The sequence below is a fragment of the Pseudomonas sp. MWU12-2319 genome, from assembly GCF_023242525.1.
Lineage (GTDB): Bacteria > Pseudomonadota > Gammaproteobacteria > Pseudomonadales > Pseudomonadaceae > Aquipseudomonas > Aquipseudomonas gingeri_D.
Window position 1 is genome coordinate 134,160 of the sequence record NZ_JALJES010000009.1, and the last position, 13,615, is coordinate 147,774.

The 13,615-nt window shown below is 60.9% G+C and carries 12 protein-coding genes; 3 read left to right on the forward strand and 9 right to left on the reverse strand.

Annotated elements, in window-relative coordinates; translation table 11 throughout:
• Window positions 1–103: 103 nt before the first annotated feature.
• From M5C01_RS16365 to M5C01_RS16385, 5 genes are all read right to left on the reverse strand, one after another.
• Window positions 104–1,078 carry a biotin-dependent carboxyltransferase family protein gene (locus M5C01_RS16365; RefSeq protein ID WP_152740373.1) on the reverse strand — a complete coding sequence of 325 codons (975 nt, stop codon included), beginning with the start codon at window positions 1,076–1,078 and terminating at the stop codon, window positions 104–106.
• Window positions 1,075–1,947 carry an allophanate hydrolase subunit 1 gene (locus tag M5C01_RS16370; protein WP_152740372.1) on the reverse strand — a complete coding sequence of 291 codons (873 nt, stop codon included), beginning with the start codon at window positions 1,945–1,947 and terminating at the stop codon, window positions 1,075–1,077. The genes M5C01_RS16365 and M5C01_RS16370 overlap by 4 nt, the downstream gene beginning before the upstream one ends.
• Window positions 1,944–3,317 (reverse strand): acetyl-CoA carboxylase biotin carboxylase subunit, encoded by a 1,374-nt coding sequence (locus M5C01_RS16375; RefSeq protein ID WP_152740371.1) that lies wholly within the window; start codon window positions 3,315–3,317, stop codon window positions 1,944–1,946. Before M5C01_RS16375 ends, M5C01_RS16370 begins: the two co-directional genes overlap by 4 nt.
• Window positions 3,318–3,327: 10 nt before the next feature.
• Complete coding sequence (locus M5C01_RS16380; protein ID WP_152740370.1) at window positions 3,328–3,573, reverse strand: acetyl-CoA carboxylase; 246 nt, start codon at window positions 3,571–3,573, stop codon at window positions 3,328–3,330.
• Window positions 3,574–3,665: 92 nt separating this feature from the next.
• Window positions 3,666–4,424, reverse strand: coding sequence for a 5-oxoprolinase subunit PxpA (locus M5C01_RS16385; RefSeq protein WP_152740369.1), 759 nt, complete (start codon window positions 4,422–4,424; stop codon window positions 3,666–3,668).
• A 125-nt stretch (window positions 4,425–4,549) separates the two neighbouring features.
• Here M5C01_RS16385 and M5C01_RS16390 point away from each other — a divergent pair, with 125 nt between their 5' ends.
• From M5C01_RS16390 to M5C01_RS16400, 3 genes are all read left to right on the forward strand, one after another.
• Window positions 4,550–5,467 (forward strand): LysR family transcriptional regulator, encoded by a 918-nt coding sequence (locus tag M5C01_RS16390; RefSeq protein WP_152740368.1) that lies wholly within the window; start codon window positions 4,550–4,552, stop codon window positions 5,465–5,467.
• Window positions 5,468–5,859: 392 nt separating this feature from the next.
• Complete coding sequence (locus M5C01_RS16395; protein ID WP_152740367.1) at window positions 5,860–7,281, forward strand: amino acid permease; 1,422 nt, start codon at window positions 5,860–5,862, stop codon at window positions 7,279–7,281.
• Window positions 7,282–7,469: 188 nt separating this feature from the next.
• A complete protein-coding gene (locus tag M5C01_RS16400) occupies window positions 7,470–9,089 on the forward strand; it encodes a methyl-accepting chemotaxis protein (protein WP_152740366.1) in 1,620 nt (539 codons plus the stop codon).
• A 12-nt stretch (window positions 9,090–9,101) separates the two neighbouring features.
• On the opposite strand, the gene M5C01_RS16405 is transcribed toward M5C01_RS16400, so the two are convergent.
• The 4 genes from M5C01_RS16405 to araG form a co-directional block, all read right to left on the reverse strand.
• Entirely contained in the window at window positions 9,102–9,905 is an 804-nt protein-coding gene (locus M5C01_RS16405) for an IclR family transcriptional regulator (protein WP_152740365.1), read from the reverse strand.
• Window positions 9,906–9,992: 87 nt separating this feature from the next.
• On the reverse strand, window positions 9,993–11,090 hold the full coding sequence (locus tag M5C01_RS16410; RefSeq protein ID WP_152740364.1) for an aldose epimerase family protein: 1,098 nt from the start codon (window positions 11,088–11,090) through the stop codon (window positions 9,993–9,995).
• 10 nt (window positions 11,091–11,100) lie between these two features.
• Window positions 11,101–12,066, reverse strand: coding sequence for an L-arabinose ABC transporter permease AraH (gene araH / locus M5C01_RS16415; RefSeq protein WP_103496638.1), 966 nt, complete (start codon window positions 12,064–12,066; stop codon window positions 11,101–11,103).
• An 18-nt stretch (window positions 12,067–12,084) separates the two neighbouring features.
• A complete protein-coding gene (araG, locus tag M5C01_RS16420; RefSeq protein ID WP_152740363.1) occupies window positions 12,085–13,599 on the reverse strand; it encodes an L-arabinose ABC transporter ATP-binding protein AraG in 1,515 nt (504 codons plus the stop codon).
• Window positions 13,600–13,615: the final 16 nt, after the last annotated feature.

Genomic DNA, 13,615 nt, shown 5'->3' on the forward strand with positions numbered 1-13,615 from the left:
ACTCCAGGACCAGTCAAGGATTGAAGCGCGGGCAGCCGCCACCACACCCACGTGTGGTATTGGCTTACCGTTTGGCATTACCCACGCGATGCGGCGGGCAGAATCAGGAAGGGAACAGCTTGCTCAGGCAACTGAGCTTTTTCTTATAGGATCGTCGCGCTTCCAGCGCCTCCTCCAGGGTGACCGCTGTGAAGCGGGCCTTCTGGTTCGGTTGCATCTGGCCAATCAAATCGAGGTCGGCACTGATCACCGTGCCGATCATCGCGTAGCCACCACCGGACACCGCGTCGCGGTGCAGGACGATGGGTTCAAGCCCGGCAGGCACCTGGATCGAGCCGATCGGATAGCAACTGTCGACGATGTTCGACGGGTCGGAGCCGGCCCCGAACGGTTGCTCACGGGGTTGAAAACCCAGGGCGCTGCCGCCCTTGAAGCGATAACCGATGCGGTCGGCTTCCGAGCCTACCGTCCACGGCTCGGCGAAAAAGCTCTTCGCCGCGGAGTCGGTCAGGCGTTCGTAGTACAGACCCGGCACGACGCGCAGGGTGATTTCGCCCCCCAACGACTGCCGTAACGCCATGGGCAAACTGGTTCCGGCGCGGCCCTTGCCACCGGCCATGCCGACGGGCAGCTCATCGCCGGCCAACAGCCTGCGCCCTTCAAAACCACCGAGCGCGCCCAGCGCATAGGTAGATCGACTGCCGAGGACCAGCGGTACGTCAATGCCGCCGGCCACGGCCAGATAGGTGCGAGCGCCAACCCTGGGGAAGTCAAAGCGCAGTACCTGGCCGGCCTTCACCGTGAACGCGGTGTCTTGATGCCTCTCCACGCCGTCGACCCGCGGCGTCATGTGCGCACCGCACACCGCCACCAGGGCGTCTTGCTGAAACTCCAGTTCCGGACCCAGCAGCGTGCATTCCAGCGCGGCGGCACCTGCCGGGTTACCGACCAATTGGTTGGCGGCACTCAGGGCGTATTGATCCAGCGCACCGGAAGGCGGAATGCCCAGGTGGTAATAACCTTCACGGCCCAGATCCTGGACGGACGTGGCAAGACCGGGTTTGAGTACCTTGATCATGCCAGCACCTCCTGCAACGACTTGGCATAGCCCACGGGATCGGCCAGAAAGGCGTCCAACGAGAACTCCAGCGGACGAATTCGCAGATCGAAACGCCCGGCCTCCACTTCGTCCACCGCCTGGTCATACGCCTCGCGGCTCATCGGTTTGAACTGCACGATGTCACCGGGGCGGAAAAACACCATGTGCTCTTTCAGGTAGGCCAGCTTCTGCTGAGGGTCATAGATCGGTGCCGGCGTGACCCCAAACATTTGATAACCACCGGCGCCGCGTACCGAGTAAATGCAGCCAAAGCAACCGCCGTGCCCCAGGGTCAATTTCGGGGTGTCGGTGCGTGGGCGCAGGTATTTGGGCACCTGCAACTGACGCTCACGCTCAACCATCTGGAACATGAACGGCAGCCCCGCGACGAAACCGACCATCGAGACAAACCAGGGTGCACCGCTGTGGGCCGCGATGAACGCGTCGACGTCCGCCAGGCCGTTGATCCGCGCGGCGTACTCCAGGTCGGTGACACTCGGGTCCTGATGACGGTCGCGAAAGCGCATCAGCGTTTCGTGTGTCCAGGGGTCGTTGTAGAGCACCGGAATCTCGATGATGCGTGTGTGCAGGGTGCGCTCGGCGACCGCTTCGACCTCGGCCCTCTTTACGGCTTCGAGCAAGGTATGAGGGGCAATGCGGTCCGGGTCAAACCGGATCTGGAATGAGGCATTGGCCAGGCATACATCGAGCACACCCTCGAGCGCCAGACGCTCCACTGCACGAGTGACCGCCATGCCCTTGAAGAATGCTTCAAGAGACATGCTGTCGCTGACTTCGGCAAACAGATGCTCGTCAGCGCCAAAGCTGTAGCGGATCGAATGACTCATGCTTCACCTCCACTGCGGCGCTCGGCCAGCCAGGCTTCCAGGGTGCCGGTGTGAAAGTCGGCACGGTGCAACCACGGTTGCTCCAACAGCTCGCCGTGCAGTGACAAGGTGCTGGCCATACCGGCGAGTGTGGTCTGCTGCACCGCTGTTCGGGCCCGGGCCAACGCCTCGGCGCGATCAGCGCCATGCACGATCAGCTTGGCCAGCAGCGAGTCATAGTACGGTGGAACGCGATAACCCTGATACAGATGAGTGTCGACACGCACGCCTTCACCGTGCGGCCAGACGAGTGCCTCGACCAGACCCGGGCTGGGAAAGAAATCCCGCGCGGGGTCTTCAGCGTTCAAGCGCATTTGCAGCGCGGCACCGTTGAGCCGGATATCGCTCTGCTTGAAGCCCAAGGGCTCACCGCCGGCAATGCGCAACATGGCCTGCACCAGATCGATACCGGTGATCAGTTCGCTGACCGGGTGCTCAACCTGGATTCGCGTGTTCATCTCGATAAAGAAGAACTCACCCGTCGTGTCGTCATACAGGTACTCCAACGTCCCGGCGCCCTTGTAGCCCAGGGACTCCGTCAGGCGCACGGCACTGGCGCAGAGCGTCTCGCGTTGTTGCTGGCTGAGTACCGGCGATGGCGCTTCTTCAAAGATCTTCTGGCGCCGACGTTGCAGCGAGCACTCACGTTCAAACAAGTGCACGGCGTGCTGACCGTCGCCCAACACCTGCACCTCGATGTGCCGGGCCTTGCTGATGAAGCGCTCCAGATACACCGCGCCATTGCCAAACGCCGCCAGGGCTTCGCGCTGGGAACGGAGAAATTCCTCGCTCAGTTGCCGTGGGTTTTCCGCCAGGCGAATACCCCGTCCGCCGCCACCGGCCGAGGCTTTGATCAGCAGCGGGAAACCGACTGACTCTGCCGCCTTCAGTGCCGACTCGACATCGAACAGCTCGCCGGGCGAGCCTGGGACCACCGGTACCCCGGCTTCTTGAGCCGTGCGCCGCGCCTCAGCCTTGTCGCCCATGCGCCGGATGGTGTCCGGGCTGGGTCCAACGAAAATAGCGCCGGCCCCAAGGACGGCCTCGGCAAAGTCCGCGTTCTCCGAGAGAAAACCGTAGCCTGGATGTACCGCGTTGGCCCCCGTGGCGCGCAAGGCGCCCAGCAATGCCGCGACATTGAGGTAACTTTTATCAGCGCGGGCCGGGCCGAGAACGTGCACCTCGTCGGCCATGCGCGCGGCCTGGGAATCGATGTCCGCTTCGCTGCAGGCGGCAACGGTGGGGATACCCAGCGCCTGGGCAGCGCGGATAATCCGCACGGCGATCTCGCCACGGTTGGCGATCAGTAGTTTACGAATGCCTTGAGTCATGATCGCCCCCTCACTCGCCGTCGAGTGTTGCGATGACCTGACCCGGCTCCACCGGATCGCCGTCTTCCACCAGAAATACGCCAAGGCGACCCGCTGCCCCGGCGGTCAGTTCGGAAAACTGCTTCATGACCTCGATCAAGCCAATCACTGTATCGGCGCTGACCTGCGCGCCCTCCTCGACGAAATTCGCCGACTCCGGGGTGGCTTTGCGATAGAAGGTCCCGGGCAATGGGGTAATTACAGAGTGTTCGGCCATGTCTGTTCCTCTTGGAATAGTTGTAGAAAGGCAGGCAAAAATGAAAGAGTGTTCAAACCCTGGCGTCTCGGCGCCGGGTGTTTCGTAAAAGGTCAGCGCGGTGCGCGAACGTTGATCCCGACGCTATCGAGCGCCTTGCGAGTGGTTTCAACCAATGCCAGTGCCCCCGGCGTATCGCTGTGCAAACAGATGGAGTCGAACTCGATCGCCAGATCCTGTCCCTCGACCGTGCGCACCACGCCTTCCTGGCAGGCACGCACCACCCGGGCGGCGACCTGGGCCGGATCGTAAGCACGCACGTTGCGGGTAAAGACGATGGAACCGCTGAGGTCGTACTCCCGGTCGGCGTAGAACTCGCGAATCACCGGCTGACCCAATTCGTTGGCGACGCGCCAGATCACCGAGCCGGGCATGCAATACAGCAGCAACTCAGGCTCCAGAAGCTGGAGGTTTTCCACCAGCAGACGAGCCGCCTCCTCGTCCCGGGCCAGGTGCATGTAAAGCGCGCCATGGGGTTTGATGTGTTGCAGCGCTACACCTTGAACCCGAGCCAGTTCACGCAGGGCACCCAACTGATAAAGCATGTCGTCGACCAGTTCCTGGGCCGGGGCGTTGATGTGCCGACGGCCGAAACCCACCAGGTCGCGGAACCCCGGATGTGCGCCGATGCCCACGCCCAGGCGCTTGGCCTGCTCGACGGTACGGCGCATGGTGCTGGGGTCGCCGGCATGAAAACCGGTCGCGATGTTGGCCGAGCTGATAAAGCCCATCAGTTCATGGTCGACGCCATCGCCGATGGTCCATGGGCCAAAACCTTCGCCCATGTCCGAGTTGAAATCTACTGCCTGCATGCCGCTTGCTCCTGACACTTGTGACTTCATGCAGGCCACGTTAGATTCCAGGCACCCCCTTGGGAAGATCTATTAACAGATAGGGTATCTTCTGAAAAACAGATACCCCATCGTTCGGAGTGCTCATGTCACTGACCCTGCGCCAGATCCGTTATTTCGTCGCCACCGCCGAGATCGGGCAAATATCCCAAGCAGCGATTCATTTGAATATTTCCCAGTCGGCCGTCACGACGGCGATCAAGGAACTGGAAGCCATGCTCGGCACGCTGTTGTTCCAGCGTTCGGCCCAGGGCATGAGCCTGACCGATGCCGGGCGGCACTTTCTCAACCGGGCCTACGTGATTTTGCGCAGCGTCGACGACGCCCTCAACAGTCCGCTGCCCGACATTCGCGCCAGTGGGTTGTTACGGGTGGCCGCCAGCTATACCGTGATCGGCTACTTCCTGCCGCACCATCTGCAACGGCTTGAACACTGGCATCCGGACGTGGCCATCGAGGTCCACGAACAAGAACGGCAAGCCATCGAACAGGGCCTGCTGGAAGGTCGATTCGACATGGCCGTGGTGCTCACTGCAAACCTCACTCACCCGGATATCGTTTCGGAAATTCTCTTCAACTCGGAACGTCGACTTTGGCTGCCCAGCCATCACCCACTGTGCGAACGCGCGGCCGTCAGCCTCGCCGATGTCGCGAAAGAGCCCTATATCCTGTTGACCGTCGATGAAGCCGAGCAAAGCGCCATGCGCTATTGGGAACACGCGCACCAACAACCCAACGTGCGGGTGCGTACCAGCTCGGTGGAAGCCGTACGCAGCATGGTTGCCAATGGCAGCGGCGTGGCAATCCTCTCGGACCTGGTCCACCGGCCCTGGTCCCTGGAAGGCAAACGCATCGAAACCCTGACGGTCACCGACAAGGTCACCCCGATGAGCGTCGGCCTGGCGTGGCATCGCGAACGTGATTTCAGCCCGGCGATGCACGCATTCCGTAATTACTTCCACGATGCGTTTCTGGCGCCGCAACAACTTTCTGCACGACGTTGAACATAACGAACACCGTGGCGCGTTGAGTCGACTCGGGATACGGGCTCGGGAGTACGTAAGGCGTCAACACCTGACGGTGTCGGTCCATATACCTGCACGCCATTACCCTGCAATATTCAGCATTATTTCTTACTTGATAAAACAGATAACACCCGCTAACGCATCTCCATCAAAGTGCAACTTTCCGATACTTATCTCTTAAATCAACCACTTATACAGTGGAAAAGCCTGAAGTCCGCTTTTTATAATGCGCCTCCCACTGATCTCGCAGGTTTTGCCCTGCAAGGCCGGTCGTCCCATAAGGTCGACCTGGTTGAGCGAGTACGGATTACCCGTCGGTACTTCCAACGCGCGGTGGTTTATATCCAATAACAAGATGAGGTTGTATTTCTATGCGCGCAGACAACCATCTGCCCAACGGGGGGACTGCTCAAGGCGGTCCGCTCAAACGTGAACTGGGTGAACGACATATTCGTTTGATGGCCCTCGGCGCCTGTATCGGTGTCGGGCTATTCCTCGGTTCGGCCAAGGCCATTCAAATGGCCGGTCCGGCCATCATGCTGTCCTATATCATCGGCGGCCTGGCGATCCTGGTGATCATGCGCGCCCTGGGCGAAATGGCGGTACATAACCCCGTCGCCGGCTCGTTCAGCCGTTACGCACAAGATTACCTGGGCCCGTTGGCGGGATTTCTCACCGGCTGGAACTACTGGTTCCTGTGGCTGGTGACCTGCGTGGCGGAAATCACCGCGGTGGCGGTGTACATGGGCGTCTGGTTCCCCGATGTACCGCGCTGGATCTGGGCCCTCGCCGCCCTGGTCAGCATGGGCACGGTCAACCTGATCGCAGTGAAAGCCTTCGGTGAGTTCGAGTTCTGGTTCGCCCTGATCAAGATCGTCACCATCATTGCAATGGTGGTGGGCGGGATCGGTGTGATCGCTTTCGGTTTCGGTAACGATGGCGTGGCACTGGGGATTTCCAATCTGTGGAACCATGGCGGCTTTATGCCGAACGGCGTCACCGGCGTGCTGATGTCGTTGCAAATGGTGATGTTCGCCTACCTGGGCGTGGAAATGATCGGCCTGACCGCCGGAGAAGCGCGCAACCCGGAGAAGACCATTCCCCAGGCGATCGGCTCGGTGTTCTGGCGCATCCTGCTGTTCTACGTGGGGGCCTTGTTCGTCATCCTGTCGATCTACCCCTGGGGCGAAATCGGTACCCAGGGCAGCCCCTTTGTCATGACCTTCGAGCGGCTGGGCATCAAGACCGCTGCCGGCATCATCAACTTCGTGGTGATCACCGCGGCGCTCTCCTCCTGCAACGGCGGGATCTTCAGCACCGGGCGCATGCTCTACAGCCTGGCACAGAACGGCCAGGCGCCAAAAACCTTCGGCAAAACCGCCGGCAACGGTGTGCCGCGCAATGCGCTGCTGCTGTCCATCGCGGCCTTGTTGCTGGGTGTACTGCTGAACTACCTGGTGCCGGAAAAGGTCTTCGTCTGGGTCACCTCGATTGCCACCTTTGGTGCGATCTGGACCTGGGCGATGATCCTGCTGGCCCAGCTCAGGTTTCGCAAAGGCCTGAGCGCGGTGGAACGTGCAGGCCTGAAATACCGCATGTGGCTGTACCCGATCAGCTCCTACCTGGCATTGGCGTTCCTGGTGCTGGTGGTGGGCCTGATGGCCTATTTCCCGGACACCCGCGTGGCACTCTACATAGGACCGGCGTTCCTGGTGCTGCTGACGGTGCTGTTCCATGTATTCAGGTTGCAACCAGCCAATTCCCCCCGAGGTGCGGTGCGCTTGGCCCCTTGATGGTGTAACGCGGGGAAAAACAGAAGCCTTGGCCAAAGGATCGCACTGCTGCTGCCCCAAGAGCAGCAGTGCGCGCTGGCGGCTCCCCATTGAATGCTGGCGTATACCTCGTTTTTTCCGACTTCCTGGCCCACCTGTACTAGCCTCTTGGACAGCTCAAGCATTTTCCTGGAAACGAGGAAGCCCGTATGCGCCTTAGAAATCTCAATGTAGCCCCGCGCTCAGCGCTGTTTTTCGCCTTGATCATTGCCTTGGTTTTTATCCTCGGCGCAGTCGCGGTGGTGCAGATGGGCGGCTTGCGGGACTCGGAAAAAGATGTCGAAGTCAATTGGATGCCCAGCGTCCGACAAACGGCATTGATGAGCCTTGGGGTGATGCGCCTGAGACTCGAAGTCCAGCGCAGCATTGCTGACCCCGAAGGTATTCAAAAGACGGCTGAAGCCTTCCCGGGCTTCCGAAAGGCTTTCATGGAGGCGGTGGCCAATTATGAGCCTCTGGTTGCGAGCGACCAGGAGCGCGCGCTTTATCTGAAGGTAAAGGCATCCGCCGAGGCGTATTCCAGACAGTTGGACAGTCTCGAACCGCTGATGAAACGCGCTGACTTGCCCGCGATAGCCAGCCTGAATGCGACAAGCATCCGGCCTATCACCACCTTGATGGAGGGGCAGATCAAAGACCTGACCGACATCAATAACGAGGGCGCGGCACTGGCGGGTCGAAATGCAGCCCATCTCTACTCCACGGGACTTTGGCTGGTTGTCGGTCTGATTGCAGGTGTAGTGATTCTGACTGTCGGGTTGGCAATAGTTCTGACCAGGAGCATCACCTCCCCCATCAGCGATGCCTTGTCCGTCGCCGAGCGTATCGCCAGTAGCGACCTGTCAAAGGAAGTACGGGTGAGCGGGACCGATGAAGCCGGACGACTGTTGAAGGCACTGGCGCAGATGCAGAAAAACCTTCGCAATACCATTGTGCATATCTCCGAGTCCTCCACCCAACTGGCCTCCGCGGCCGAGGAAATGACAGCGGTCACCGAGGAGTCCAGCCGAGGCCTTGTTTCACAGAACGACGAAGTCAATCAAGCCGCTACGGCCGTCACCGAGATGAGTGCTGCGGTTGATGAGGTCGCGCGTAACGCGGAGTCAGCCTCCGAAGAGTCCAGGCGCACCCAGGGCTTTACCGAGGTTGGCCTGAAGCGGGTGGCTCAGACATTGAAATCCATTCAAAAGCTGAGCGGTAATGTTGAAAACACCAGCGAGCAGATTCAAGGTCTGTCAAATCAGGCCCAGGGTATCAATAAAGTCGTCGAGGTGATTCGGGCGATCGCGGAGCAGACCAACCTTCTGGCGTTGAACGCCGCCATTGAAGCCGCACGAGCCGGTGAACAAGGCCGTGGTTTTGCGGTGGTTGCCGACGAGGTCAGGGCTTTGGCCCACCGAACCCAGCAATCGACCCAAGAGATCGAGCAGATGATTGCGGCGATTCAGAACGATTCGGAGCACGCCGTGGAAGCCATGAATACCAGCAAAGCATTGGCAACCGAATCCCTTGGCGTGGCTCAAGAAGCCAGTAGCTCCCTGGATCAGATTGCCAGCGCCATGATTCAGATCAATGAACGTAGTCTTCTGATCGCGACCGCTTCTGAAGAGCAGGCCCACGTGGCCCGTGAGGTCGATCGCAACCTGGTCAGTATCCGCGAGCTTGCCGCACAGAGCTCCGCAGGCGCCAGCCAAACGGCCAGTGCCTGCAATGAGATGTCAAAACTGGCGGTCAATCTCAATCAGTTGGTGAATCGCTTCGTGGTGTGAAAGGCGGACCACTCAGGATTTGGCACCCAGTTCCGCGGAAATCCGTGCGGCGGCGCTTTTGATCCGCGGGATCAACTCGGCCATTTTCTCCAGCGGCATATAGGGCACCGTACTGGCGATACTGATACCGGCAACGATTTTCCGGCTGGCATCCCGTATAGGCGCGGCCACACAACGGATCGACGGTTCATTGTCTTCCAGGTCGAAGGCATAGCCCCCCGCCACATACTCCTGCATGCGCGCACGGAACTGCTCCCAGGTCTGTTCCACATGCTGGGGCCACAGGGCGTTCTTGCCGCCCACCGGCAGGCTGATCTGATACAGGCGCTGCCATTCTTCCGGCGAGCAATCGAGCATCAGCGCCTTGCCGATCCCGGTCCGCGCCAGCGGCATGCGATGGCCGACCCGCGAACGCATTTCCGGACCATTGCGCCCCGGATTCTTGTGCAGGTACAGCACGTCATCGTCTTCACGAATGGCCAGGTGGATGGTGTCGCCGGTCAGCGCCGACAATTCATCCAGGAATGGCGTAGCCAGGGTCACCAGCGGCAGGGCTTCGCGGGCCTGGAAACCCAGCTCGATCAGCTTCGGTCCCAACAGATAGCCGACTTGCGGCACCACCCGCAGATAGCGCTCGTCCACCAGGCAACTGGCCAGGCGATGGGTGGTGCTGCGCGTGGTCCCAATCAGCCGGGCAATCTCCTTGAGATCCCGGGCGCCGTTGGCCACCGCCTGCACCACGCCCAAGCCCCGGAGCAGCGTCTGGGTGCCGGTGGGTGCAGAGTCCTTGGCGTTTTTCAGGGTGTCGTCCAGCATATGCAGCCTTATAAAAGGGTCTACGAAAACGAAGGCCATTATGGCCGCTCACTGGCCCGCCTGCATGTCACTTTTCAGGCCTTCCGCTCACTGCGCCGAGAAGCGGATCAAGGTGGTCTGGCGATAGACCTCCCCCGCCTCGATCCAGGCCCGGGGAAAACCGGGTTGGTTGATGCCATCGGGACAGTTCTGGGTCTCCAGGGCAAAACCGGCCCAACGCGGATAAGGCTTGCCCGCCTTGCCCTGAGCGCTGCCGTCGAAGGCATTGCTGGTATAGAACTGCACCCCGGGCTCGGTGGTGTGCAACTGCAACCTGCGACCGCTTTGGGGATCGTGGATATCGACGGCCAATCGGCTCAGATCACCCTCGGCATCCAGCCTCCAGTGATGATTGAAACCCTGCTGCGCCGCACCGCTGATGCGCAATTGCGGATGGTTATCGGTGATGTGCCGGCCAATCGGAGTGGCCTGGCGAAAGTCCATCGGCGTACCGGCCACAGGCGCCATCTCACCGAGGGGTATCAGTTGCTCCGTTACCGGCAGGTAATGGCTGGCATGGAGCGTCGCCACCTGCGAGAGGATATCGCCGTTACCCGCGCCGGCCAGGTTGAAGTAGGCATGCTGGGTCAGGTTGACCGCCGTCGGTGCATCGCTGACCGCCTGATACTCGATGCGCAGCTGGTTGTCATCGTCGAGGCTGTAGGTGACCTGGGTCCGCAGGTTGCCGGGAAAACCCATTTCGCCGTCGACGGACAGGTAACTGAGCTTCACACCCACCCAATCGCTGCCCTGGACGGGCTGCGCCTCCCAGACCTTCTTGTCGAAACCTTCGGGGCCGCCATTCAAGGCATTGGCGCCGTCATTGAGCGGTACCTGATAAATCCGCCCCGACAACTCGAACCGACCTCCCGCCAGCCGATTGGCGTAACGCCCGATCAGCGCGCCCAGGTACAAACGATGATGCCGCTGATAGCCCGCGATATCGTCGAAGCCCAGCACCACATCCTCGTAGCGGCCGTTTCTGTCCGCCACCAGCAGCGCCTGGAGAATGCCGCCGTAGGTCAGCACACTGGCCTGCATGCCGTGACGGTTGCCCAGCTGATACTTGTGCACCGGCGTACCGTCCTCCAGATGACCGAAGAGACTTTCCCGGCAGGTCAATTCCGGCACTGGCGTACTGTTCATCCCCGCGCCCTCAGCGTTGCTTGAGGCGGTCGATGATCACCGCCCCGAGAAGAATCGAACCGCGAATGACGTACTGGTAGAAGGTGTCGATATTCTTCAGGTTCATCGCGTTCTCGATGATCGCCAGAATCAGCACGCCGGCAATCACATGGCGGATCAGCCCGATCCCGCCGCTCAGGGAAACCCCGCCGAGCACACAGGCGGAAATCACCGTCAGCTCGAAACCCTGGCCGATCATCGGCTGGCCCGAGGTCATGCGCGAGGCCAGGATCACCCCGGCCAGCGCGCCGATCAGCCCATGCACGGCGAAGATGATGATCTTGGTCCGGTCCACGTTCACGCCGGCCAGCAGCGCGGCTTCCGGGTTACCGCCGATGGCCATGGTGTTGCGACCATAGGTGGTGTAGTTGAGCAACCAGCCGAAAAAGATGAAGCACAGCACGGTGATCAAAATCGGCACTGGCACGCCGAACAGCTGGCCGTTGCCGAAGACGAAGAAGCCTTCGTCCATCACCCCGACGGCCTTGCCATTGGAGAAGATATAGGCCAGCCCGCGCACGATCTGCATGGTCGCCAGGGTGGTGATCAGTGCGTTGACCCGCAGCTTGGCGATCACGATCCCGTTGATCAGGCCCACGCACAGCCCCATGGCCAGCGCCGCCGAGACCCCGAAAAACACGCTGTCGGTATCACGAATGACAATCCCGGCCACCACCCCCGCACAGGCGATCACCGAACCGACCGACAGGTCGAAGTGCCCCGAGGCCAGGCAGAACAACATGGTGCAGGCGGCAATCCCGGTGGTGGAAATCGCCAGGCCCAGGCCGCGCATGTTCAGGGAGGACATGAAGTTATCGATAAACAGCGCGCAGAGCACAAAGATCCCGATGGCTGCGAGCAGCATCACCCAATCATCGAAGAACTTGCGCTGATTGAAGCCGAGCCAGAATGCGTGTGTATTTTTGACCTGTGACATAGACACCTCAATAGGTTTTCAGTCCCGCGAACGCGGGAGGGCCAGTTGCAACAGACTGGCTTCGTCGGCTTCGCTGCGTAACCGTTCACCGGTAATCGCGCCTTCGCTCATGACCAGGATGCGGTCGGAAATGCCCATGACCTCCATCAGGTCGCTGGACACCACGATCACCGCAATACCCTGCTCGGCGAGGTTGTAGATGATCTTGTAGATCTCGGCCTTGGCACCGATATCGATGCCACGAGTCGGCTCATCGAGCAGCAGCACTTTCATCGGCATCGACAGCCAGCGCCCCAGGATCGCCTTCTGCTGGTTGCCACCGGACAGGTAGAGGATCGGTTGAGCAGCCGAAGGCGTGCGGATACTCAGCGCGGCGATTTGCTGTTGGGCATTGTCCCGCTCCCAAGCGCCGCGGATCAGCCAGCCGAAGCCGGCGTGATGAGTCCGGGCGCTGATATTGATGTTCTCCGCCACGCTGGCACGGGGAACGATGCCTTCCTTCTTGCGATCCTCCGGACACAGCAGCACCCCCGCCGCAATGGCATCACGCGGCGATTTGAACGCCACCGTCTGCTCATGCAGCACCAGGCGTCCAGCCTTGCTGCGGGACAGGCCGGCCAACAGCCGCAAGAGTTCGGTGCGCCCGGCGCCGACCAGGCCGAACAGCCCGAGGATCTCGCCCTTGTTCACGCTGAAACTCGCCGGTTCCAATACGCCCGGCCCGAGCAGGCCTTCGACCCGCAAGGCCTGGCCACCTTGCGGGCGAGGACGGTAGTCGTAGATGTCCTTGATATCGCGCCCGACCATGCTGCTGACCAGCCGGTCGATGCTCAGCTGTTGCATATCCTCGAAGGTGCAGACAAAACGGCCGTCCTTGAACACCGTCACCGCATCGCAGATGCGGAACACCTCTTCCATGCGATGGGAGACATACAGAATCACCCGCCCCTCATCCCGCAGCCGGGCAATAATCAGCATCAGCCGCTCGATCTCCCGCGCCGACAGGCTGCTGGTGGGTTCATCGAAGGCAATCACATGGGCATTACGCGACATGGCCTTGGCAATCTCGATCATTTGCCGCTGGCCCAGGGACAGGCTGCCCAACCGCGCATCGGGATCGATCTCGTCGGCCAGGCCCTTGAGCAGCTGGCGGGCGCTGCGCACCATTTCCCGGCGATTGACCATGCCCAGGCGCGAGGGCATGTGTCCCAGCAGCAGGTTTTCGGCCACGGTCATTTCCGGCACCAGATGCAGTTCCTGGTGGATCACCGCGACGCCATGGGCAATGCTGTCGGCCGCCGACCTGAAACTCATGACCTGCTCGCCGATCTGCAGGTTGCCGCTGTTGGGCGAATAGAACCCGCCGAGGATCTTCAACAGGGTCGACTTGCCCGCGCCGTTCTCCCCCATCAGCGCATGCACGCTGCCGGGCCGCGCCTCGAAACTGATCTGCGCCAGCGCCCGTACCCCGGGAAACTCCTTGCCGATGCCGTTGAAGCGCAGGCTCGCGGCCGCCTTCGAGTGTTCCAACATAACCTATCTCCCGCAC

Bases quoted from the DNA above. Each gene is read 5' to 3' on its own strand.
- M5C01_RS16365 (WP_152740373.1), bottom strand. From the start codon at position 1,078: ATGATCAAGGTACTCAAACCCGGTCTTGCCACGTCCGTCCAGGATCTG.
- M5C01_RS16370 (WP_152740372.1), bottom strand. From the start codon at position 1,947: ATGAGTCATTCGATCCGCTACAGCTTTGGCGCTGACGAGCATCTGTTT.
- M5C01_RS16375 (WP_152740371.1), bottom strand. From the start codon at position 3,317: ATGACTCAAGGCATTCGTAAACTACTGATCGCCAACCGTGGCGAGATC.
- M5C01_RS16380 (WP_152740370.1), bottom strand. From the start codon at position 3,573: ATGGCCGAACACTCTGTAATTACCCCATTGCCCGGGACCTTCTATCGC.
- M5C01_RS16385 (WP_152740369.1), bottom strand. From the start codon at position 4,424: ATGCAGGCAGTAGATTTCAACTCGGACATGGGCGAAGGTTTTGGCCCA.
- M5C01_RS16390 (WP_152740368.1), top strand. From the start codon at position 4,550: ATGTCACTGACCCTGCGCCAGATCCGTTATTTCGTCGCCACCGCCGAG.
- M5C01_RS16395 (WP_152740367.1), top strand. From the start codon at position 5,860: ATGCGCGCAGACAACCATCTGCCCAACGGGGGGACTGCTCAAGGCGGT.
- M5C01_RS16400 (WP_152740366.1), top strand. From the start codon at position 7,470: ATGCGCCTTAGAAATCTCAATGTAGCCCCGCGCTCAGCGCTGTTTTTC.
- M5C01_RS16405 (WP_152740365.1), bottom strand. From the start codon at position 9,905: ATGCTGGACGACACCCTGAAAAACGCCAAGGACTCTGCACCCACCGGC.
- M5C01_RS16410 (WP_152740364.1), bottom strand. From the start codon at position 11,090: ATGAACAGTACGCCAGTGCCGGAATTGACCTGCCGGGAAAGTCTCTTC.
- araH (WP_103496638.1), bottom strand. From the start codon at position 12,066: ATGTCACAGGTCAAAAATACACACGCATTCTGGCTCGGCTTCAATCAG.
- araG (WP_152740363.1), bottom strand. From the start codon at position 13,599: ATGTTGGAACACTCGAAGGCGGCCGCGAGCCTGCGCTTCAACGGCATC.